Here is a 23,696-nt window from a genome sequence, read left to right as displayed (position 1 = left end):
ATATCTTTGAAATACACACACAAAGGAACAAAACCCATACCAGAAATGATAAAATTTGCATTGATTAAAGAAGAAAAAACTCCACCAGACAGGCGCGTTGTTTTTTCTCCTGGAAAACTTAACGAACTCATAAAAAAGTTTCCCGAAGCAAATTTTAAAGTACAAAGTTCTGATATTCGAATATTTACCGATCAGGAATATCGGGATGCCGGTTTTGAAGTTACCGAAGATGTTTCCGATTGTGATGTTTTGCTGGGAGTTAAAGAAGTGCCTCTGCCTGCTTTAATTCCGAATAAAAAGTATTTTTTCTTTTCCCATACTATTAAAAAGCAACCTTATAATCGAGATTTACTAAGAGAAGTACTTAAACTTAATATCGAATTATACGATCACGAGGTTATTGTAAAAGAAAATGGAGCCAGGCTTATTGGTTTTGGACGCTATGCCGGGCTTGTAGGTGCCTACAACGGATTTCGAGGTATTGGTTTAAAAGAAAATTTATACAATCTTCCAAAAGTAGAATCGCTGCCAGATCTTGATGCCATGTTGGCAGAACTGGATAAAATTAAAATTCCGCCTATAAAAATCGTCCTTACCGGTAGCGGTAAAGTTGCCAAAGGGGCAAAGGAGGTGTTAGACCATTTAGGAATTAAGAAACTAAGCGTGGAAGATTACCTGCAATTTGAAGATAGGAAGCCGGTGTATTGTAATATTGGGGTGTTGGATTACAATAAGAGAAAAGACGGGTCAAAAGGAAGCCAGGAAGAATTTTTTAAAGAACCACAGAAATATGACGCCAACTTTTTGCGTTTCGCCCATACCAGTGATTTATTTATTTCAGGGCATTTTTATGGTGACGGGGCGCCCGTATTTTTCACTGCTGAAGATGCGAAATCCAATGATTTTCGAATTAAATGTATAGCAGATATTTCTTGCGATATCAACGGGCCAATCGCCAGTACCATTCGGCCTTCAACGATTGCAGAACCTTTTTATGGCTATAATACTGAAACCGAAACCGAGGTAGATTTTTACGATAAAGAGAGTATTTTAGTGATGGTCGTAGATAATTTGCCTTGTGAACTTCCAAAAGATGCAAGCGAAGGTTTTGGTGAAATGTTTCTGAAACACGTTATTCCAGCCTTTTTCAATAATGATAAAGAGGGTGTTTTAAAACGTGCCCAAATGGCCCAAAACGGAAAATTAACCTCAAAATTTAGTTATCTGCAAGATTATGTAGATGGTGTCTAGATTTGATTCCTGAAATATTCCAGCAGGAAACAACATAGAAGTCCCAACAGGTAAGCAACCAAATCCCAGGCCGAAAAATTACTACCCAGAATAATCATTACGAATTCAGGTGGTTGATATTGTAGTACTTTTACGATGTTGATAAGCTGGAGAAATTCAAACGTAAATGAAAATATTAGTACGGTAAAAAGGCCTTTCAATATTGAAATTCTGCTAATTCCCATCACAAAACAGTAGAGAAGTATTACAACCAGGAAATCTCCGAGATAAGGCCTTATAAAATCATCTTTTACATATAGAGCGATAAGTATTTCAATAATTAATAGGAATAAAAAACCGCTGAGGTAATTTTTCCGGGAATTTCTTTTTAATGCTTTCATTTTGCCATATTATTGCTGTTTTTTAATTTTCTTCATGCATTTTGAGTATCCAGCGATGTGATTTCTGATTTATATTCCGAAGGTAAAATCAGCGATTTAATAAGTCCGTCAATATTTATACTTCTGCTTATTTTATAGGCTGGGATCACCGGGTTTAGAAATGAAAATTTTCTGAGGTTCAAATATTGGCGAACACTCACGGGAGTGATAAGGCTTTGTGTTTCCAGTAATAGTTGGTAACGCACCAGCCCCAAATGTTTTCGGTATTGATGGTAAAGATCTTTGGTATATGTGCCATACTCCAGGTCTCGCTCTAGATGAGTTTGCCGCATCCTTTTAAATTCTTCAAAATTTTTAGGTAGGCCTTTTAAACTCATTCGTTTTCCAACCCGAAAGAAAACATCAAAAACTTCTTCTTTTTCAGAAAGCTTCAGTTTGCGTTCCAGGATTTCAAAAGACCTAATGGAATAATCTATGAGCATAAAAAGCACATCGCGGTAAGCCCAGTCTGGAATACTTTTTCCACGTTTAGCTTCCACAGAAGCGTGAATAGAGTTGATATTATCTATTGCCTTTAGTGCAGCGTGTTTTTCAGCAAAAACAATTTCCCGCGCATAAGAAACCGTTGAAAAAAGCCTGCCTAACGGATCTTTGGGTAAACGCCCGGTAAAATAAAGCCAATCTACGGCCTTATTGAGCGCAAACTCTGCCGAAGCACCGGCAAAAATAAAAAGAATGGTATCGCCCTTTCCCCAAATTTCACGAACAATTGATTTTTTGTCTACGAAGTACTCCATGTGTTTAGATTTATTCTATAGGAACTTAGTTAACTTCCGGCAAACGGACTTCCAAAAATACCAACAGCCAGTTCTGCCCAAATCATAAAAAATACTGCAAGAATAATTCCACCGATTATAAGTCGGTTTTTGCTGCTGGAAACCTTTCTCAGCACAAGGTCAATTCCCATCCCGGTTACCAGGAGTAAAATTCCCATAATAATAAAATCTGAAACAGTCCATACCACTTCGTCACTAAACTGCATAGCGATAAAAGGAATTAATAAAAGTACGCCTACGATAAGTAGGATAATTAAAAATCGGTTAGTTTTCATAATAATAAATTTTGATTAATACTTATTTTAAGCACTTTGAAATTCAAAGTGGAATGATAAAAAAATTAGTATTATGGTTTTTGATTCTTTTGATTCAATAAATTTTCAATCGCGTTTATATGTTTCTGAAAATCTTTCCGCCCAGCTTTGGTGGTGCTGTAGCGCGTATTAGGTTTTCGATCTATAAAAGATTTTTCAACTCTTACATAACCTTCCTTTTCCAGAGCTTTGATATGGCTTGCGATATTGCCATCGGTAACTCCCAGGAGTTGTTTTAGGCTGGTGAAATCGGCATATTCATTTACCATTAAAACACTCATTATTCCCAGGCGCACCCGGTGATCAAAAGCTTTATTTATATTGCTTATTATATTTTTCATTAAGCATTTTTTCTGTCATACTTATTGTACATCCAGATACCGTAAACAATATGAAAAAGGCCGAAACCAGCTGCCCAAAAATACAATCCGTAGTTCAAAAACTGGGTCGCAATAAGACCCAGGATTAAATTTGAATACCCTAAACTTCTAAGATCGCCAAATGTATATTTACTGGCGTGAATAAGGGCAAGACCGTAAAAAATAAGCATACACGGGGCTATAAGGCCTATAAGTTCATATTGCAATAATACCAGGCAAAATAAGCCGCCGGCAGTAAGGGGTGCAAAGAAATTAATTAGCAGTCGTTTACTGGTACTATCCCAGATTTTTTCTTCTGTTTTTTTTGCTTTTCGGGTGGTAAGAAAAATGGCCGTTCCAATGGCTAGCGTAAGCACTGCAATTGAAACAAAAAATAATTGCAATAACAATTCCCTGCTTATCGATGTTGTACTCAGTGAAGCTATAGCTAAATTTTGCTCCGCTAATAGAACTTTTGCAATTACGGCTCCTATAATAGCATAACAACCCGCAAAAACTCCGGCTAGTCCGCTTAAGGAAATAAATCGAGAAGAGCGGTTCATCATTTGTTTGATGTCGCTTAAATCTTTAAGATACTTTTCGTTATCCATTATAAAGTACTTTGAAAAACAAAGTAAATTAAAAAACTTCAATTATTATCTTAAAATCAACAAAATATTAAATGCTATTGTGGTTTTAATTTTTTTCCGAACTTTATCAAAAATCAGCATTATGACAAACCGAATTTTCTTCATTCTCTTTCTTTTCATATTTACCGGTACTACACTTTCCAGCCAGGAAGTGGAACTGATGAGTTACAACATCAAATTCGCTAACGAGACCGATGGTGAAAATTCCTGGTCTAAGCGGCAAGATCATATTACCAAGCAAATTAGATTTTATGAACCCCAAATTTTTGGTGTTCAGGAAGCTTTGGTAAGCCAGTTAAAACATTTTGAGTCTAAAATGAAGAATTATAAATACGTTGGAGTAGGGCGCGATGATGGAAAAAAAGCGGGGGAATTCAGTGCGATTTTTTATAATTCTGCAGCGTTTGAAGTGCTGGAAAATGATACTTTTTGGCTTTCAGAAACGCCTAATGAAATTTCAGTAGGCTGGGATGCTGCGATGGAAAGGGTTTGTACCTATGCTAAATTCAAAGAAAAAAAATCGGGAAAAGTATTCTGGGTTTTCAATACGCATTTTGATCATGTAGGAGAAAAAGCAAGAGAAAACAGCGCAAAACTTATCTGGGAAAAAATTTCAGCATTAAATAAGGAAAATTTGCCGGTGATTTTAATGGGCGATCTTAATCTCGAACCCGATACAAGCGGAATTCAGTTTTTAATGCATAAAATGAATGATTCTAAAGCGGTGGCGAAACTCGATTTTGGTCCTGAAGGCACTTTTAATGCTTATAATTTTAACGAACCGGTAAATAGAAGAATTGATTATATTTTTACTTCAGATAATATTGAAGTTAAAAAATATGCCGTTTTAAGCGATTCAAAAGATCTCAAGTATCCTTCAGATCACCTGCCGGTTTTTGTGAGAGTGGATTTTAAATAGGCGGATGCATTGAAAAGTTGTTAAAAACGTCATCCTGTATATAATCTACTTTTCAGATATTAGATCCTGAGACAAGTTCAGAATGACGATTTTTTTAAAACTATTTAGAAATCCATAAAGGTACTTCGGGGTTTTTTCCGAATAACTCCTCGGTTACACTTCCAACTAATAGGCTTGAAATATTATTAGCACCTTTATCGGCCACAATTAAAATATCAACCTTATTTTTCTTTGCACATTCCAATAAATTGCTGGCTACACTGGCTTCCCTGCCGGGAATAATTAACGGAGTCACTTCGCCCTGGTAATCTAATTTATTAAGGAATTTATCTCCTTTTTCCCTGACGTGTTTTTCAATTTTTGGAGCCATGGCTTCTTTGTTAACATAAGGCGAAAATTGAACGGGAACCGAATAAACGTGCGCCGCAGTTACGGGAGCCGAAGTAGCATCCTGAAGCATTTGTGCTATTGGAAAGATTTTTCGAGATTCGCGGGAAAAATCGGTTCCTGCCCAAATTGTTTTTATTTCTGGATGAAAATCACGTGGAACAGAGAGAATATCACATTTTAAAATACGCAGCAATTTGTTGCTTACAATCCCGGTTCCTTTTTTTCTATTCTTGTTCCCAACCATCACCAGGTCTATATAATATTTATTGGCAATATAATTTATCAAAGATTCGGTATAGGGATCTTCAGAAATAAGAACTTCCCATTCGGCATTACTACTAAAATGGGTTTCTACTTTCTCATTGAGTTCGTCTCCAATAATTTCATCAAGATTTACATCCTTCATTTGTTCATCAAAAAGGGAAGAAATCTCATATTTCTTAATATTATGTACAAAATATACCTTTTCAATCTTTAGCTTATCTGATAGGAAAGAGGCATATTTTATAATTGAATTATCAATGTCTGAAAGGTCTAAAGCAACCAGAATATTAGTGATTTTTTCCATAATGCCTGTGTTTTATTTTTGGTTGTTATTTTTTTCGAGGTTTCTTTTCTTAACGATATCATTTACGATATCCTCATAATTTTCCATCTCTTTTTGTTCTTTTTTATCCTTCATTTCTACCAGATCTTCTTTTAAGCCTTTGTAGAGCGAATAGCACATAATAAGCAGAATGACGGCAAAGGGCAAACCGGTTACAATGGTTGCAGTTTGCAGGGCCTGTAATCCGCCACCAATTAGTAATACCGCTGCCACAGCTCCTTCGGTAACCGCCCAAAAAATACGTTGGCCTTTTGGTGCGTCTATTTTTCCGCCTGAAGTTAAACTATCAATTACCAGTGAACCTGAATCTGATGAGGTAACAAAGAAACCAGCGATAAGAATTACTGCCACAACGTTTATCACCATAGAAAGGGGATAATCTTCAAAGAAAACAAATAGGGCAGTGGCAATATCATCGTTTACTGCGTCTACAATACTCATATCGCCACCAAGCGCTTCCTGAATTGAAACACTACCAAATGCCGAAAGCCAGAAGAAAGTTACTAAAGAAGGTACTAATAAAACTCCTAAAACAAATTCTCTAATGGTTCTTCCTTTAGAAATACGGGCAATAAACATTCCTACAAATGGCGACCAACCAATCCACCAGCCCCAGTAAAATACAGTCCAGTCGTTTTGCCAGGAGCTATTGGTAAAGGTTTCACTCCAGGTAGAAATTTCAATAAAATTGAATAAATAACTACCGGTATTTTCAACAAAAGATCTAAAAATAAAAACGGTGGGACCAAGAACTATAGCGAGGCCGAGTAGAACAAGGGCAACCCTCATATTCCATTCACTAAGAAATTTAACTCCTTTGTCTACCCCAAGAACTACTGAAATTGTAGCAATAAGCGTAATCCCGGCAATTAATAAAACTTGTGTTGTAATCCCGCTGGGAACATTGAAAACGTGATCCAAACCTGAAGCAATTTGCTGAACTCCAAAGCCAAGTGATGTTGCCAGCCCGAATAAAGTAGCTAAAACGGCAAAAATATCTATCGCATCACCAATTTTTCCGTAGATTTTATCGCCCAGGAAAGGATAGAAAATAGACCGAATCGTTAACGGTAAACCACGGGTGTAAGTAAAATAAGCAAGGGCGAGGCCAACTAAGGCGTAAACACCCCAGGCGTGAAAACCCCAATGCAGAAAGGTGAAATTCATAGCTTCCTGGGCTGCAGCTGCAGTTCCGGCTTCGGCAGTTGGAGGCGCTGTAAAGTGCATTACAGGTTCGCCCACACTAAAGAATAACAATCCAATTCCCATACCGGCACTAAACAGCATCGCAAACCAGGAGAGTGTTTTAAATTCGGGTTTGGCATTTGGGCCACCTATGCGCATATTTCCAAACTGCCCCAGCGCAAGATAGACCAGGAAAACAAGGAAAATATTCACGCACATAATAAAAAACCAGTCGGCGTTATTTGCAACTGCGTTTTGAATATCTGCAAAAACAGTTTCTGCCTGTTTTTCAAAAATAAGGGTGAGCGAAATACTAACAATAATGATAAAAGACGAAATAAAGAAAACGGGACCGTTTACCTCTAATCCAAAAATTGATTTTTTCTCATCGCTTCTGGTAACTTTCTTTGCCATATAAGTGGTTTTCAGAAATTAAATTAAAAATAGTAGCCTATGTTGATATTGAATCTTGCTTCCCATTTCGCATCGGGATTACCGGCTGCAAAATCGTCTACAAAGTTACCGCCAAGCCACGAATGGTTGTAGCCTGCGGCATAATCTATATAGGTGTAAACCTGCCCGGCCGTAACCAATACTCCGGTAACATTCATATAAGAATCGGTAAATTCGTTGTTTCGTTTTTTCATATAACCAAAATCATTGTAGAATTCCAAATTAGAAATAGGGCCTAGACTTACGGGAATATTTCTGGAGATTGCCAGGGAATACAAGTTAAAATCTGCCGCAACCTGGTAAGGCGCGCCGTAGGCCCCAAAGCTAAGTGATTCTCTGCTTTCGCCTTCAGCATTTATGGGATTATGTGATGCGGTTAAAACCTGGGCTTTTAGATTCCAGCGATTTTGAGTGATCTCGTAATGTGCCGCTAAGCCATAATGATCTCCGGTTTCCTGGGTGTCTAAATTATAAAGGCCGCCGTATTGCGCTGAAACGCCTAATCTATTGGCTGCTTTATCCCCAAATTTATAAACAAACTTCCCGTTAAATTGATTCACTTCTTTGTTTCTCCCAAGCACATCATAAGAATATCGGCTGGTGGAAGATTCGGTATTACTACCAAACTGCAATTCTTCAGAACTTTTAAAGAAAGCGAGGTGGTATTCGTATTTTTCGCCCGCGTGAATATATTTCACTCCCATATCGTGATCGTCTTCCAGCCCCATATAATAAGTTAAGTTAAAGAACCAATTGTGGGAATTATACTGTTGAATTCCAAATGGAACCTGGGTTAAACCAACCTGGATTTCATCAATTTCATTGAATTTATAGCCCATCCAGCCCTGCTTCATAACACCACCACCAAAGGCATCAGAGTATAAACGATATTCAGCGTTTAGGTAAACGCCTTTATATTTAGCATCAAAGTTTATTCTGAAAATATCGTAACCAAAATCTCCTCCGCGCTTTTTTTGACCTTCTTTCCAGGAAGAAAGGTTGTAGTTGTAACGTAGTGCGCCACCTACCGTTATTTCAGGCTCATCTTGCGCAAAACTAAAGTTGCCACATAAAAAAATGAATATGGGTAAAAAATAAATGACCCGGTTAGGCAGTTTGTTTCGAGTAATTCTGGACATTAATTTTCTGGTTAATAAGTAAATTTTATTAATTTAATAAAAATGGCCAGTTTTAAGTAGGCTATTTGAATATTTTAACTTTTGTTCAGGTTTGCTAAAGCCTTTAAATCGCCGCCACGGATTTTTGACCCGGTTTTCAGGATTATAAATTGTAATTAAAGCGAACTGCGCCTTCTAACTTTTACTTCTGGTTCGTCTTCACCAAAAGGATGTTGAGGAGAGAAAAAGGCAAAGCTTTCAAAAATTCGTAAACTTATTTTTCATTATAAACTTTAGGAGATTTTATAATTTATTTACCGTTTTTCTTATCGCCACTAAATTACTTAATAATTTATAAAGGTGTTTAATATCCAGCATATTAGCGCCATCGCTTTTTGCATTTGCGGGATCAAAATGGGTTTCTATAAATAAACCATCTACTTTATTTACTACACCTGCGCGGGCTATGGTTTCTATCATATCTGGCCTTCCGCCGGTAACGCCGCTACTTTGGTTGGGTTGCTGCAGGGAGTGAGTTACATCTAATACCGTGGGTGCAAATTCCCGCATAGTTGGAATCCCTCTAAAATCTACAATCATATCCTGGTAGCCAAACATTGTCCCACGATCGGTTACCATAACCTGCTCATTATTGCAGTCGGTTACTTTGGTTACCGCGTGTTTCATACTTTCAGGACTCATAAATTGCCCTTTTTTTAGGTTCACCACTTTGCCGGTTTCTGCGGCCGCAACTACCAAATCTGTTTGCCGAACTAAAAAGGCGGGGATTTGTAGGATATCTACATATTCAGCAGCCATTTTTGCATCGCTTACTTCGTGAATATCGGTTATGGTTGGGATTTCGAAAGTTTCGGAAACTTTACGCAGAATTTTTAAAGCTTTTTCATCTCCAATTCCTGTAAAACTATCAATTCGGCTACGGTTTGCCTTTTTAAAAGATCCTTTAAAAACATAGGGAATCTCCAGTTTGTTAGTGATCTCAGCCACTTTTTCGGCTATACGAAGCGCCATTTCTTCGCCTTCAATAGCGCAAGGGCCAGCAAGCAAGAAGAAGTTGTTGGAGTTTATATTTTTTAACTGGGGAATTCTTTCAAGTTTCATAGAAAAGGAATTAAGAGAACAAATATAACAGAATTAAGCGGTAGCGGCAATCCAAAAATTAGGTGTTTTCCCGAGTTCATTTTTTTTGATTTAGCTAAAAAGGCAAGAAGTTTTTGTTGTACTTTCCTTGCTAATTTATTAAACAATGGAACTGCAAAATCTTCTAATATCAGAACTTCAACACGAAGTAGTAATCACTGAAGAATTTCTAAAACGTATTCCTAAGGATAAAATGGATTGGCGGCCACATAAAAAATCTATGAGCATACGGCAGTTGGCAAATCATCTTGCGGAAATCCCGAGCTGGATTACCGCTACTATGGAAATGGATGATATGGATATGGCCGGTTATAAAGCGCCCGATTTTGCTACACTTGAAGAAATCCTGGAAGTATTGCAAAATAATACTTCAGAAGCCGAAGCAGCTTTGAAAAAACCCGATAAGGAATATAAGAAAAACTGGAAGATGATTCTGGATGGAAAGGTTTTAATGGATATGCCTAAATATAGTGTGCTTAGAATGATGGTGCTTAATCAATTGCCGCATCACAGGGCGCAGTTAGGTGTTTATTTTAGATTGCTGGATATTCCGGTGCCTGCTACTTATGGTCCCTCAGCCGATGAAAGTTAAAGATCAGTTTTAAATTCATAGCTTTGCAAAAAGTTCAGCTATGCAAAATTTAATAGAACAATTTAGAAATTATTACACACCAAAGCGTTTGCTTATCAATGCGCTAATAATGACGGCTGCTACCTTGTTCTTTATTTACCAAAGACCCGAAGAACCTTTATTGGGAATAGGTTTTGGAACAATTGCCGCAATTTATTTTGGTTTTTTCGTCTACAGAAAGCTAAAACCCACCTCCTAATCTTAAACAATCTTTTGATTTACAGTTAGTTCGGTTTCTAATATTTTATTTTGAATAAGTAGCATTAGATACTTGTTTCTTTAAAAATAGCCGTACATTTGCAGCCTTAAAAATGAGGCGCTTATATGACAGCTATTAAAAACATCGCGATTATCGCGCACGTAGACCACGGTAAAACTACCCTGGTAGACAAGATTATGTATCACTGCCGTTTGTTCAGGGACAATCAAAACACAGGAGATCTTATCCTGGATAATAACGACCAGGAACGTGAACGTGGTATTACAATTACTTCAAAAAACGTATCGGTAGTCTATAAAGACACCAAAATCAATATTATTGATACTCCTGGCCACGCCGACTTTGGTGGAGAGGTAGAACGAGTATTGAACATGGCCGATGGGGTACTATTGTTGGTAGATGCCTTTGAAGGGCCAATGCCGCAAACCCGTTTTGTTTTGCAAAAAGCTATAGACCTTGGTTTAAAACCTTGTGTTGTAGTAAATAAGGTAGATAAACCAAACTGTACTCCAGATGAAGTACACGAAAAGGTTTTTGACCTGATGTTTGAATTGGGTGCCGAAGAATGGCAGCTTGATTTCCCAACGGTTTATGGTTCTGCCCTAAACAACTGGATGAGCGACGATCCTAACGAGAAAACAGAAAATATAGAACCGCTTCTGGATATGGTTTTGGAACATATTCCATCTCCTAAAGTAAAGGAAGGTTCTCCACAGATGCTAATTACTTCTTTAGACTTCTCTTCTTTTACCGGAAGAATCGCTATTGGAAGAGTACAACGTGGACACCTAAAAGAAGGTATGCCGGTTTCTTTAGTGAAGCGTGATGGCAGCATCAAAAAAACAAAAATTAAAGAACTCTTTATTTTTGAAGGTTTAGGCCGTAAAAAAGTAGATGAAGTTGAACCGGGTGATATTTGTGCGCTGGTTGGTCTTGAAGGTTTTGAAATTGGTGATACCGTTGCCGATATTGAAAACCCTGAAGGCTTAAAAACTATCGCGATAGATGAGCCTACAATGAGTATGCTTTTCACAATTAATGATTCTCCGTTCTTCGGGAAGGATGGGAAATTTGTGACTTCAAGGCATATTAAAGAAAGGCTTACCAAGGAACTAGAGAAAAACCTTGCCCTTAGGATAAAGGAAACCGATAGTGCCGATAAATTTTTGGTTTATGGTCGTGGGGTAATGCACCTTTCTGTTCTTATCGAAACGATGAGAAGAGAAGGTTATGAGCTTCAAATTGGTCAGCCACAGGTTATTATCAAAGATATTGATGGTGAGAAATGTGAGCCGGTAGAAGAACTAACTATAGATTTACCTGAAGCAGTTTCTGGTAAAGCTGTAGAAATGGTGACGATGCGAAAGGGAGAAATGCTAAGCATGGAAACCCGTGGTGAGCGAATGATTATTCAGTTTATGGTTCCTTCAAGAGGAATTATAGGTTTGCGTAACCAGTTGCTTACCGCTACTGCAGGTGAGGCTATTATGGCGCACCGTTTTAAGGAATACCAGCCGCTAAAAGGTGGAATTCCACAAAGACAAAACGGTTCGTTGATTTCTATGGAACGAGGAAAAGCAATTCCTTATTCTATAGATAAACTTCAGGATAGAGGGAAGTTTTTCGTAGATCCGGGAGAAGAAATTTATGAAGGTCAGGTAATTGGTGAAAATTCACGTCAGGATGATATGGCGGTAAATATTACCAAAACCAAAAAACTTTCTAACGTTCGTTCTTCGGGTGCAGATGATAAAGCGAAAATTGTACCTGCGCTTAAGTTTTCTTTAGAAGAAGCTTTAGAATATATTCAGAAAGATGAGTATGTTGAGGTGACGCCACATCACTTAAGATTGCGTAAAATTTACCTGACAGAAAACGAGCGAAAAAGAAATAAAATAGTTTAATCACTCAACCTTAAAGAGTTTGTTTGGAAGTTTTCAAAAGACGTCAACCTGAACCTGCCCGCCTGAACGGACGGGCAGGTTCAGGTTGACGTAAAAAAGAAGCTTTACAAACAAACTCTTCTTTTTTATGGAAATACTGGGAATTAGTCTTACAGAATGGATAGGTTACCTATCCTCTTTTTTTGTGGCGATTTCTTTCTTTATGAAGAATATCTTAAAGCTTAGAATTGTAAATAGCCTGGGTTGTATTTTCTTTATTATCTACGGGGTTTTAATAGATTCCTGGCCGGTAATTATCACCAATGCAGTAATTGTTTGCGTAAATTTCTACTATCTTTTTATCAATAAAAAACCACACAGGGTAAAAGCTGATGAAGTTCAGCCTTAAATCCCCCCGACCCCCGAAGGGGGAGTTTGAGGTTTTTATAGTTTTTACCTGGTAAAATTTTGTTGGTTTGTTTCGTAAAATGAAGATAGTAATTCGGGAGTTTTCGTTATTCGTAGCGTGCTTTTACAGAAAACCTTTTATAATAGTTTAATTTGAAGGCTCTTCTTTTTTAATTTTGCTATTCAGATACTTGAAAATAATCTTTATTCCTTCTCTCTTTAAAAGAAATCTATAATTTCCACACCACATTTTGAGAAAAAAGTAAGGAAAGTTCTCCCCTTCGGGGCCAGGGGGATTTTATACTGATTTTTGAACAACTTCAAAAACGCGTTGCCCATCGCATTTTAAGGTTTTTGAAGGATATTTCAGCAATAGAGCATAATCGTGCGTAGCCATAAGAATGGTGTTTCCGTTCTTGCTTATTTCCTGAAGTACTTCCATAACTTCTACCGAGGTTTGTGGATCCAGGTTTCCGGTAGGTTCATCGGCAAGAATTAGTTCTGGATCGTTTAAAAGAGCTCTGGCAATGGCTACACGTTGTTGCTCCCCGCCAGAGAGTTGATATGGAAATTTAAATCCTTTAGATTTCATTCCTACTTTATCCAGTACTTCATCAATTTTGAGATCTATCGCTTTTTGGTCTTTCCAGCCAGTGGCTTTTAGTACAAAAAGTAAATTGTCTTTAATATTTCTATCGGTTAGCAATTTAAAATCCTGAAAAACAACGCCGAGTTTTCGTCTTAAAAACGGAATGTCTTTTTCTTTAAGCGTACGTAAATTAAAATCTACAATAGTTCCTTCGCCTTCGGTAAGTGGTAAATCGCCGTAAAGCGTTTTCATAAAACTACTTTTTCCGGTTCCGGTTTTACCAATAAGATAAACAAAATCGCCTTTGTTTATATGTACATCTACTTCAGATAAAATAAGGCTTTCACGCTGATAGATAGCAGCGTTATTTAATTCCAGGACGGTATTAGACATAAAGTTTTAGGCTTTTCTTCAGTGTAAAAATATCGGTAAATATACATTTTTCAAAAGGCGCGGGTTTACTTTTTTTTACATTAACATAATTATCACTTTATATCGGCGTTAATAAAGCAAGGTTTAAATTATCTTTGAATACTCAACTTAAAAATCAATAAATGACACCTAACAAAATTTTACTGTTTGTTGTTTTAATTTTCTTCTCTTTTAAAGGAATTTCACAGCGATCGGCCAACTATACACACGATCTCGCTGAATTTAACAAAGCCCTTGAACTTTATAATAATCAGCAATTTTTGGCTGCCCAAAACTTGTTTGATGAAGTAAAAGAACAAACTGAAGACGAGAAAATTGAAGGAGATTGTGCTTATTATATTGCCAACGCGGCCGTAAGGTTAAACCAACCCGGCGCCGATAGGTTAATGGAGCGCTTTGTAAGTCGTTATCCAACCAGCACAAAAACCAATTCGGCTTACCTTGATGTAGCCGATTATTATTTCCAAACCGGGAAATATTCCCTGTCGCGTAAGTGGTACGATAAAGTTGATGAAAAAAGTATGAGCCGGGCAGATAAGGAACGTTATTATTTTAATAATGGTTACGCTTATTTTAGGTCAAAACAATACGACCGGGCCCGTACATATTTAGAAAGGGTTCGTGATTCCCAGGAATTTGGTTCCCAGGCAAAATATTATATAGGTTACATGGCTTACGAAGGTGAAGATTATGAAGAAGCCAATGAAAACTTTGAAGCGGTAAGCGATAACGATAGGTATAGTGAAGACCTTTCTTATTTCCAGGCCGATATGAATTTTAAACTGGGAAATTTTGAAGAAGCTGTTAAACTGGCGAAAGAACAATTGCAAAGTTCTAATCGCCTGGAGCGTTCTCAATTAAATAAGATTATTGGTGAAAGTTATTTTAACTTAGAACAGTACGAAGAGGCTTTGCCTTATTTAAAAGAATATGATGGCGAACGTGGTAGATGGAATAACACCGATTATTACCAATTAGGTTACGCATATTATAAACAGGGAGAGTATGAAAATGCAATCTCTGAATTCAATAAAATTATAGACGGTAAAAATGAAATAGCTCAAAACGCTTATTATCATTTAGCACAATCTTATTTGGAATCCAATCAAAAACAGCAGGCTTTAAATGCTTTTAAAAATGCCGGCGAAATGGATTTCAACCCAAAAATTCAGGAAGATGCGTATATGAATTATGCAAAACTGAGTTACGAGATCGGGAATAGCTATGAGAGTCCGTCGCAGGTTTTGATTAATTATATTGAGAAATATCCGGAATCTGAAAACCGTGAGGCTATGGAAAGTTTACTTATAGATTCTTTCCTTACTTCAGGTAATTTTGAAGAAGCCATGCGTTTGCTGGAAAACAATCGCAATTTTAGCGATAAACAAGCTTACCAAAAAGTAGCTTATTATTATGGACTTCAGCTTTATGAAGAAGGTGATTATGATAAAGCTATTAATAATTTTGAAAAAGCACTTTCTGAACCAAGAGATCAAAAAATTACTGCTAAAGCCACTTTTTGGAAAGCCGAAAGTGAATATAACATCAACCGTATTGATGATGCAATAATCGGTTATCGAGAATTTTCAGGAATGAATGCCGCCCAAGGCACCGACGAACTTGAAAACCTGGATTATAATCTTGGTTATGCATATTTCAAAAAGAATGAATATTCCAGGGCGATAGAATATTTTAAGCGTTATTCTGAAAATGGATCTAACGATGTTGCCCGTAGAAATGATGCTTTATTACGCCTTGGAGACACTTATTTTGTAAGCAGTCAATATTGGCCGGCGATTGAAGCTTATGATAAAGCGCTTTCGCTAAGCGGTGATAACGATTATGCAGCGTTTCAGAAAGCGATGAGCTACGGATTTATTGATAGAAGAGATACCAAAATTTCTGACCTAAAAAGCTTTATAAATCAATATTCTCGTTCTTCTTTTAGAGACGATGCAATGTATGAGTTGGGGAACACCTATGTTTCAGCCAATAATACCAGTGAAGCTTTATCGGCTTACGATAGGTTGATTAGAGAAGTGCCACAAAGTGCATTTGTGCCAAAAGCAATGCTTAGACAGGCGCTTATTCATTATAATGCCGATAACGGAAACCGGGCTTTAGAAAGATTGAAAAAAGTGGTTAGCGATTATCCAAATACACCTGAAGCTATGCAGGCGGTTTCTACAGCGAGAATGGTTTATGTAGATCTTGGCCGCACCGATGAGTATGCGAGTTGGGTACAAAATATAGATTTTGTTGAAGTGACCGATGCCGATTTAGATAATACTACTTACGAATCTGCTGAAAATCAATATTTCAATAATGAATATGACAGGGCGATTAGCGGATTTGAAAATTACCTGCAGCGTTTCCCTAATGGAATTCATTCTATAAATGCGAACTTTTATTTAGCGCAAATGTATTTTAGAAATGGAAACAAGGAGAAAGCAGCAACCAATTATCGTTTTGTAGCCGAGAAGCCTAAAAATGAATTCACCGAAGATGCGCTTTCCAGGTTATCTGAAATCTTGCTGGAAAATGAGAATTACCGTGACGCGGTAAGTTATTTGGAAAGATTAGAGAAAGAAGCCAGCTCTGAACAGAATGTGATTTTTGCACAATCTAACCTTATGAAATCTTATCTGGAATTAAACCAGCCTGAAAAGGCGGCTAATTATGCCGATAAAGTATTGGCTAATTCAGAGTCAGATTCAGAAGCAAGAAACGATGCCCGCCTAATTGTAGCACGTGCTGCTTTCGCATCAGGAAATATGAGTAAAGCTAAAAGTGCATATGCTGAAGTGCAGAAAACAGCTAAGGGAGAATTGGCTGCCGAAGCTTTATATTACGATGCTTATTTTAAAAACGAGAGCAGAAACTACGAAGCTTCTAACGCCGCAGTACAAATCCTGGCTAAAGATTTCTCTGGCTATAAACGCTGGGGCGCCAAAGGTTTGGTATTAATGGCCGATAATTTTTATGAACTGGATGATGCTTACCAGGCTACTTATATTCTGGAGAATGTAATCAGTAATTTTAGTAACTATCCTGAAATTGTTCAGGAAGCTAAGCAGGAATTGTCCAGAATAAAGACAGAAGAGGCAAAAACCAATTCTTCGGTAGAAGCAAATAACTAATTCAACTTTCAATCTAACATTTAAGAATTTCTATATGCAAATGTTTTCAATAAAAAGAAACCTGTTTTTAAGTCTGTTTTTAATGGGTGGGGTTCTTTTTGCTCAAGATCCTATAGACAGCGAAACTGTAACTGTAGTAAAACCATATACCCCAACCGTTAAAGATGCGAATAAAATAAAGCAAACTCCCGGTGAAGCAGATTCTGTTAGAACCGAAAAAAGACCGGTGCAATACAGCATATTTTCTGTTCCCGTTGCTTCTACCTTTACACCAGCAAAGGGACGCGCTACTACGGTAGAAAGAGAACGTCCCGTAAAAGTTTATGATAATTATGCGAGCCTTGGTTTTGGAAATTACGGCAACCTTTTAGCCGAATTTTACACTAACCTGGAAGTGAACCGTACCGATAATTTTGGAATCTACTTAGACCATAATTCATCCCAGGGCGGGATTGATGGAATTGCGCTAGACGATAAATTTTATGATACCGAGCTAAACTTAAGTTATAATTCTAAAACCCGAAATTTAGGTTGGAAAACCGAAGTAGGGGCACAGCATCAACTTTTTAACTGGTACGGTTTACCGCAAAATGCTAATTTTAGCAATGCAGAAATAAATGCGATAGATCCTTCACAGAATTATTTTTCAGCTTATGCAGGTGCCGAAATCGAACTTTACGATTCCTTTTTTGATAATGCAAGGGGGAAGTTTAGACATACCGGCGATTCCTATTCAACTGCGGAAAATCATTTTGATGCCCGCGGTACTTTTGAAGTGAATATTGCTGATGAGCTAATCACAACGAACATCTATACCGATATTGTTAATGGCCAAATGGGAGAACAATTTCTGGCAACCGATAGTTATGATTATACTTTTATGAACTTCGGGATAAATCCCAGTTTGTTAATTTTAAGGGAAGATCTTACTTTAAATCTTGGGGTTGCTTTTTTCTATAGTCAGGATGTAGAAAACAGCGATGGTAATTTTTACATTTACCCAAAAGTAACAGCAAGTTATAGATTAGGTGGCGATTATTTTACACCTTACGCCGGGCTGGAAGGCGGCTTACAGCAAAACACCTATTATAGTTTTATTCAGGAAAATCCTTATGTTTCCCCAAATTTGGAAATAAAACCAACCGATAATGAGTACAACGCCTATGTTGGGGCCAAAGGAAAATTAAGTAATAGTATTTCTTATAATTTTAGAACAGGTTATGAATCGCAATTCAATAAACCTTTATTTAGGCGAAATGCTCAGGCCAATGATATCACTACCGAAAATTATGCCTACGGAAATTCTTTTGAAGTGGTTTATGATGATGTAAAAACTCTTTCTGTTGCCGGGGAATTAAATGTAGATGTAAACCGAAATTTCCGATTGGGAATTAATGCTGAATATTTTAATTATAGCACAGAAGACCAGGTAGAAGCCTGGAACCTTCCCGATTTTAAAGCTTCTTTAAATGCCGACTATCAAATTAATGAAAAGTGGTACACCGGCGCCAACTTGTTTTATATTGGGGAGCGTTTTGACCAGGAAAGACTTGCCTCGGCAGGAGACCCCTCTATGAGTACAATTAGCCTTGATAGCTATTTTGATGTAAATGCTCATTTAGGCTATAGGTTTAACGACAGGCTTTCGATATTTGCTAAAGGAAGTAATCTTTTAAATAACGATTATCAACGTTGGACTAATTTCCAGGTGCAGGGATTACAGGTTCTTGCAGGCGCAACTTATAAATTCGATTTTTAATAAAAAAATCATCTTAAATTCTAAAAAAGCATCATTTTTTGATGCTTTTTTTTGTTATTAATAATATCTTCGGCGAAATAATAGTCAGTAAAAAGCTTCAATTCAAGTGTTTGTAGGAGTTTGTAAGTAGAAATTCCTTAACAATAACACAACATTAGAAATTCAAAATTAACAATAGAACTAACTAATATTGTACCCAAATTTTTAAGGTGGTTTTTAACAAAGGCCAATTCTAAACATTAAAACTATTAAAATAGCTACTTAAATGGCAAAAGGCAAAAAGTTTAAAAGGAGTGACCGGTCCCGTCCCTATTTGAATATTCTGGACTTCATGGTTCAGGAAAAGGCATTCCTTGCAATTGTTATTGTTGGTATTATCATGGCCGGAATTTTTACCGGTAATAAAACAGCAGCGATGTGGCTGGGTTTTTTCTTTGCTGCCTATGCTACGGTAGCTAACGATAGTATTCAATCTCTTGGGACTTTTATAGAAAGTAACAAAGCAAAACGTTGGTGGATTTTATGGCTCTATGTAGGAGCTATATTTCTTGGAGTAGTTAGTTTTAGCTGGTTTTATTTTGATGGCGATGTGACTTTCCAGCGACTTCTAAAACCCGATGGGACTTCACCCTATCCACATCCTGAATCTTTTAGCTTTTTTCAAATTATAGCACCTTTAGTCTTGCTTATTTTAACCAGGCTTAAAATGCCGGTTTCTACCACATTCCTTATCTTAAGTGTATTTAGTGCTGATACCTCGGGAATTACCTCTGTAGTTTGGAAAAGTTGGACAGGCTATATTATGGCCTTTATCCTTTCATTTTTGGTATGGTATCTTTCTTATAATTTTATAAAAAAATACTTTAAAAGTAGGAAATTCAATCGTAGTTGGACCGCAGTTCAATGGCTTGTAAGTGGTACACTTTGGGGAGTTTGGGTAATGCAGGATGGCGCTAATATAGCAGTATTCCTACCACGAAACCTGGATGCTTTTCAATTTGTGGTATTTGCACTTACTATTTTTGGAGGTCTCGGATTGTTATTTTACCTAAGAGGAGATAAAATACAGGAAGTAGTTAGTGAGAAATCAAGAATTTCTGATATACGTGCGGCGACGCTGGTAGATTTAACTTATGTCATCTTACTTATTTATAAACTATTTATAAGTACAGTACCAATGAGTACTACCTGGGTTTTCCTTGGTATTATTGGGGGTAGGGAAATCGCGATAAGTTTGGCGAGAAACAAAAAAGGTAAAAAACATAGAAAGAAAGCCGGTAAGATGATCTTTAAAGATTTTGCTTATGCAATGATTGGCTTATTTGTATCTGTAGGCCTTGCTGCGGCAGCAAATAAAAGTATTCGTGATCAAATAATCAATGCGATCTTTTAAGCAATAAATAAAAGCTTTAAAATGCGCCTTTAATGGGCGCATTTTTTATTTTTATGGAAAAATTTATCACTATGAAAAGAATCTTACTCGTCTGCCTTCTAAGCAGCATCCTTATTTCCTGTAATTCTGAAGATAAAGAGGAAGCAGATCTCCTGGTTTATAACGCTGAAATTTACACGGTAGACGATAACTTTAGTTCTGCGGAAGCATTTGTAACAAAGGATGGAAAGTTTCTAGAAGTAGGTAATGCCGAAACACTTCAGGAAAAATATAAAATAACCGAAAAACTTGATGCAGGTGGGAAAAGTGTTTTTCCTGGCTTTATAGATGGCCACGCTCATTTTTACATGTTGGGGCTTCAACAGCAGCTTGTAGATCTTACAGGAACTAAAAGCTTTATTGAAGTAGTGCAACGTATTGTGGATTTTCAGAATAAACGTGGTGCAGCATTTATTACCGGGAGAGGATGGGATCAAAACGACTGGGAAAGTAAAGAATTTCCAACCAAGGATACCTTAGATCAATTATTCCCCAATACTCCAATTGCCATTACCCGTATAGATGGTCACGCACTTTTAGCCAACCAGGCCGCTTTAGATAAAGCAGGGATTACCACCGAAACTCCTTTTGATGGTGGAGATATTGAACAAAAAGATGGTAAACTTACCGGGATAATAGTAGATAACCCTATGAGCCTAATTACCGATGCGCAACCTGAACCTTCTACGCAGGAGCAAGTGAACGCCTTGCTGGATGCTCAAAAAATTTCTTTTGAATACGGGCTTACAACCGTGGTAGACGCTGGGATAGACAGGGAAACCATAGAGCTTATGGATAGTCTTCATAAAGAGGAAAGTCTTAAAATAAGGTTGTATGCAATGATTAGTAATACAGAAGAAAACCTTGATTATTATCTCGATAAAGATCCTATTAAGACCGAAAGATTAAATGTACGTTCAGTGAAATTTTATGGCGATGGTGCCCTTGGTTCCAGAGGTGCTGCTTTAAAAGAAGAGTACAGTGATCGCGCCGGGCACTTTGGAGCACTACTTTCCCCAGTTGAAGATTTTAAAGAAACCGCCGAACGGCTTGCGGCTTCAAAGTTTCAATTAAATACCCACGCTATTGGAGATTCGGCTAACTACCTTGTTTTAAAAACTTACGATGAACTGTTAGAAGATGGTGGAGATCGTCGTTGGAGAGTAGAACATTCACAGGTAATAGATACTTCAGATTTTAAATATTTCAGTAAAAATATAATTCCGTCTATCCAACCCACCCACGCTACCAGCGATATGTACTGGGCAGAAGATCGCTTAGGTAAAGAAAGAATGCAGGGAGCTTATGCCTTTAAAAAACTACTGAACCAGGCTGGGATTGTAGCTTTGGGAACCGATTTCCCGGTAGAAGAGGTAAGTCCGTTTTTGACTTTTTATGCAGCGGTTGCAAGACAGGATACCGATAATTATCCTGAAGATGGTTTTATGATAGATCAGGCTTTATCTCGCGAAGAAACTTTAAAAGGAATGACCATTTGGGCGGCTTATGCTAATTTTGAAGAAGAAGAAAAAGGAAGTATAGAAGCAGGAAAATTCGCCGATTTTATAATCCTGGATAAGGATATTATGAGAGTTGAGGCATCTGAAATTCCCGAAATAAAAGTTTTGGAAACTTATGTAAATGGCGAAAAAGTATATTAATTCATTCTATTAAAATGGATATCTTTGCACCTTAAAAATATAAGAAAATGAACGACGGATTATATGCAAAATTTTATACCACTAAAGGTCAGATTTTAGTGGAATTGGAATATGAAAAAGTACCAGGAACAGTGGGAAACTTTGTAGGTCTTGCTGAAGGAAAACTGGAAAACGATGCTTTTCCGCAGGGAAAACCTTATTACAACGATCTTAAATTTCACCGCGTGATTCCTAATTTTATGGTTCAGGGTGGAGATCCTCAGGGAACAGGCGTTGGTGGTCCCGGTTATAAATTTGAAGATGAAATTCACCCCGATTTAAAACACGATGCTCCCGGGAAACTTTCTATGGCAAACGCCGGTCCCGGAACCAACGGAAGCCAGTTTTTTATTACCCATACCGAAACTCCCTGGTTAGACGGCAAACACACCGTTTTTGGTAGTGTAATTGAAGGTCAGGATGTAGTTGATAGCATTAAGCAAGGCGATAAAATTGAAAAACTGGAAATAATAAGATCTGGCGAAAATGCACAGAATTTTAATGCTGTAGAGTCTTTTAGACAATTTGATGGCGCTAAAGCCAAAAGAGAAGATGCTGCTAAGAAGAGGGAAGACGAATTACTCGGAAAACTTTCAGAGGGTTTTAAAACTACAGAAAGCGGACTTCGATATAAAATTGAGAAAAAAGGAGAAGGAGCAAAACCTGAAAAAGGACAAACCGTATCTGTACATTATAAAGGAATGCTAACCGATGGAAGTGTTTTTGATTCTTCTTACAAGAGAAATCAGCCATTAGAATTTCCGGTAGGAGTAGGGCACGTAATTAGTGGATGGGACGAAGGTATTTTACTTTTAAATGTAGGAGACCAGGCTCGTTTCGTTATTCCTTCGCATTTGGCTTATGGTGAACAAGGAGCAGGTGGTGTAATTCCGCCAAACGCAGCTTTGGTTTTTGATGTGGAATTGGTGGCGGTGAAATAAAAAGCCGAATCATATAGATTTAAAATAAAAAGACCTCACAGTTTCCGAAACCTGTGAGGTCTTTTTTTTGACGTCATCCTGAATTTATTTCAGGATCTAAGTTGTTTCGAAATATAAAAGCTTAGAATCCCGATTCAAATTCAGGATGACGATCTTCTAAACTTAAATATACTCTCTTTTACTTAGAATCCGGTTGCGGGGTCATTCTAAGATATGATTTCACCTCTTTAAAACCTTTAGGGAACATCTTCTTTGCATCTTCATTAGAAACCGAAGGACTAATCACTACATCTTCACCTTGTTTCCAATTAGCCGGTGTGGCTACTTTTTGATAGGCGGTAAGTTGCAGCGAATCGATTACCCTAAGTAATTCATCAAAATTTCTACCGGTACTGGCAGGATAAGTAATCATTAATTTAATGGTCTTGTCTGGTCCAATTACATAAACCGAACGTACCGTAAGCGTATTATCGGCTTTCGGGTGGATCATTCCATATAGGTTGGAAACCTTTTTATCTTCATCGGCAATAATTGGAAAATTAACCGTGGTATTTTGGGTTTCGTTTATATCATTTATCCAGCCTTTATGCGACTCTACTCCATCTACACTTAAAGCCATCACTTTAGTGTTGCGAGCTTCAAATTTATCTTTGTATTTCGCTACCGTTCCTAATTCTGTAGTACAAACCGGTGTATAATCGGCAGGATGCGAAAATAAAATTCCCCAGCTATCTCCTAAATAATCATAAAAATTGATTTTTCCTTCTGAAGTTTCAGCATCAAAATTTGGTGCTTTATCTCCTAATTTTAATTCGCTCATAATATTGTATTTTTAAGTTATTCGAATTATAAAATTAAAGAATAATATTCAGTATAACCTACTAAACCAATAGGATTTACTTGCTTTGTGATAAAATTAACTGATAGCCTTTAAATAC

22 protein-coding genes are annotated in these 23,696 nt (G+C 37.2%); 11 read left to right on the top strand and 11 right to left on the bottom strand.

Going from position 1 to position 23,696, the window contains the following annotated elements; all coding sequences use genetic code 11:
* Positions 1-45: 45 nt before the first annotated feature.
* Entirely contained in the window at positions 46-1,251 is a 1,206-nt protein-coding gene (locus tag B5488_RS07550; protein WP_079734709.1) for an NAD(P)-dependent oxidoreductase, read from the top strand.
* Here the strand turns inward: B5488_RS07550 and B5488_RS07545 are convergent.
* From B5488_RS07545 to B5488_RS07525, 5 genes are all read right to left on the bottom strand, one after another.
* Positions 1,248-1,631, bottom strand: a complete 384-nt coding sequence (locus tag B5488_RS07545; protein WP_079734708.1) for a ribosomal maturation YjgA family protein — start codon at positions 1,629-1,631, stop codon at positions 1,248-1,250. The genes B5488_RS07550 and B5488_RS07545 overlap by 4 nt on opposite strands.
* 32 nt (positions 1,632-1,663) lie before the next feature.
* Positions 1,664-2,428, bottom strand: coding sequence for an oxygenase MpaB family protein (locus tag B5488_RS07540; protein ID WP_079734707.1), 765 nt, complete (start codon positions 2,426-2,428; stop codon positions 1,664-1,666).
* A 29-nt stretch (positions 2,429-2,457) separates the two neighbouring features.
* Complete coding sequence (locus B5488_RS07535; protein ID WP_079734706.1) at positions 2,458-2,742, bottom strand: hypothetical protein; 285 nt, start codon at positions 2,740-2,742, stop codon at positions 2,458-2,460.
* 71 nt (positions 2,743-2,813) lie between these two features.
* Positions 2,814-3,122: a winged helix-turn-helix domain-containing protein gene (locus tag B5488_RS07530; protein WP_079734705.1), complete on the bottom strand. Its 309-nt coding sequence runs from the start codon at positions 3,120-3,122 to the stop codon at positions 2,814-2,816.
* Complete coding sequence (locus tag B5488_RS07525) at positions 3,122-3,751, bottom strand: hypothetical protein (RefSeq protein WP_079734704.1); 630 nt, start codon at positions 3,749-3,751, stop codon at positions 3,122-3,124. Before B5488_RS07525 ends, B5488_RS07530 begins: the two co-directional genes overlap by 1 nt.
* A 121-nt stretch (positions 3,752-3,872) precedes the next feature.
* Between B5488_RS07525 and B5488_RS07520 the strand changes: the two genes are divergently transcribed.
* Positions 3,873-4,709 carry an endonuclease/exonuclease/phosphatase family protein gene (locus B5488_RS07520; protein ID WP_079736554.1) on the top strand — a complete coding sequence of 279 codons (837 nt, stop codon included), beginning with the start codon at positions 3,873-3,875 and terminating at the stop codon, positions 4,707-4,709.
* Positions 4,710-4,809: 100 nt separating this feature from the next.
* Here B5488_RS07520 and B5488_RS07515 read toward each other — a convergent pair whose 3' ends face one another.
* The 4 genes from B5488_RS07515 to kdsA form a co-directional block, all read right to left on the bottom strand.
* Complete coding sequence (locus B5488_RS07515; RefSeq protein WP_079734703.1) at positions 4,810-5,667, bottom strand: universal stress protein; 858 nt, start codon at positions 5,665-5,667, stop codon at positions 4,810-4,812.
* Between the two features lie 12 nt (positions 5,668-5,679).
* Positions 5,680-7,305 (bottom strand): BCCT family transporter, encoded by a 1,626-nt coding sequence (locus B5488_RS07510; RefSeq protein ID WP_079734702.1) that lies wholly within the window; start codon positions 7,303-7,305, stop codon positions 5,680-5,682.
* Positions 7,306-7,328: 23 nt separating this feature from the next.
* Complete coding sequence (locus B5488_RS07505) at positions 7,329-8,483, bottom strand: hypothetical protein (RefSeq protein ID WP_079734701.1); 1,155 nt, start codon at positions 8,481-8,483, stop codon at positions 7,329-7,331.
* A gap of 282 nt (positions 8,484-8,765) precedes the next feature.
* Complete coding sequence (gene kdsA / locus B5488_RS07500) at positions 8,766-9,584, bottom strand: 3-deoxy-8-phosphooctulonate synthase (RefSeq protein WP_079734700.1); 819 nt, start codon at positions 9,582-9,584, stop codon at positions 8,766-8,768.
* Positions 9,585-9,729: 145 nt separating this feature from the next.
* On the opposite strand from kdsA, the gene B5488_RS07495 reads away from it, so the two are divergent.
* From B5488_RS07495 to B5488_RS07480, 4 genes are all read left to right on the top strand, one after another.
* The gene (locus B5488_RS07495) at positions 9,730-10,215 is read left to right on the top strand and encodes a DinB family protein (protein ID WP_079734699.1); all 486 of its coding nucleotides are present in this window, start codon (positions 9,730-9,732) and stop codon (positions 10,213-10,215) included.
* A 40-nt stretch (positions 10,216-10,255) separates the two neighbouring features.
* Complete coding sequence (locus tag B5488_RS07490; RefSeq protein ID WP_079734698.1) at positions 10,256-10,453, top strand: hypothetical protein; 198 nt, start codon at positions 10,256-10,258, stop codon at positions 10,451-10,453.
* A gap of 125 nt (positions 10,454-10,578) precedes the next feature.
* The gene (gene typA, locus B5488_RS07485; protein ID WP_079734697.1) at positions 10,579-12,378 is read left to right on the top strand and encodes a translational GTPase TypA; all 1,800 of its coding nucleotides are present in this window, start codon (positions 10,579-10,581) and stop codon (positions 12,376-12,378) included.
* 127 nt (positions 12,379-12,505) lie between these two features.
* Positions 12,506-12,766: a YgjV family protein gene (locus B5488_RS07480; protein ID WP_079734696.1), complete on the top strand. Its 261-nt coding sequence runs from the start codon at positions 12,506-12,508 to the stop codon at positions 12,764-12,766.
* 297 nt (positions 12,767-13,063) lie between these two features.
* On the opposite strand, the gene B5488_RS07475 is transcribed toward B5488_RS07480, so the two are convergent.
* Entirely contained in the window at positions 13,064-13,747 is a 684-nt protein-coding gene (locus B5488_RS07475) for a cell division ATP-binding protein FtsE (RefSeq protein WP_079734695.1), read from the bottom strand.
* A 161-nt stretch (positions 13,748-13,908) separates the two neighbouring features.
* On the opposite strand from B5488_RS07475, the gene B5488_RS07470 reads away from it, so the two are divergent.
* The 5 genes from B5488_RS07470 (at position 13,909) to B5488_RS07450 (ending at position 22,758) form a co-directional block, all read left to right on the top strand.
* Positions 13,909-16,926 carry a tetratricopeptide repeat protein gene (locus tag B5488_RS07470; protein ID WP_079734694.1) on the top strand — a complete coding sequence of 1,006 codons (3,018 nt, stop codon included), beginning with the start codon at positions 13,909-13,911 and terminating at the stop codon, positions 16,924-16,926.
* A 40-nt stretch (positions 16,927-16,966) separates the two neighbouring features.
* Positions 16,967-18,685 (top strand): TonB-dependent receptor, encoded by a 1,719-nt coding sequence (locus B5488_RS07465; RefSeq protein WP_317041974.1) that lies wholly within the window; start codon positions 16,967-16,969, stop codon positions 18,683-18,685.
* A gap of 265 nt (positions 18,686-18,950) precedes the next feature.
* Positions 18,951-20,078, top strand: coding sequence for a hypothetical protein (locus B5488_RS07460; RefSeq protein ID WP_079734692.1), 1,128 nt, complete (start codon positions 18,951-18,953; stop codon positions 20,076-20,078).
* 71 nt (positions 20,079-20,149) lie between these two features.
* Positions 20,150-21,778 (top strand): amidohydrolase, encoded by a 1,629-nt coding sequence (locus B5488_RS07455; RefSeq protein ID WP_079736553.1) that lies wholly within the window; start codon positions 20,150-20,152, stop codon positions 21,776-21,778.
* A gap of 47 nt (positions 21,779-21,825) precedes the next feature.
* Entirely contained in the window at positions 21,826-22,758 is a 933-nt protein-coding gene (locus B5488_RS07450; RefSeq protein ID WP_079734691.1) for a peptidylprolyl isomerase, read from the top strand.
* Positions 22,759-22,936: 178 nt separating this feature from the next.
* On the opposite strand, the gene B5488_RS07445 is transcribed toward B5488_RS07450, so the two are convergent.
* The gene (locus B5488_RS07445) at positions 22,937-23,578 is read right to left on the bottom strand and encodes a peroxiredoxin (protein ID WP_079734690.1); all 642 of its coding nucleotides are present in this window, start codon (positions 23,576-23,578) and stop codon (positions 22,937-22,939) included.
* Positions 23,579-23,696: the final 118 nt, after the last annotated feature.

This window comes from Salegentibacter salegens (assembly GCF_900142975.1).
GTDB classification, from domain to species: Bacteria; Bacteroidota; Bacteroidia; order Flavobacteriales; family Flavobacteriaceae; genus Salegentibacter; species Salegentibacter salegens.
This window is presented reverse-complemented; position numbering and strand designations above follow the sequence as displayed.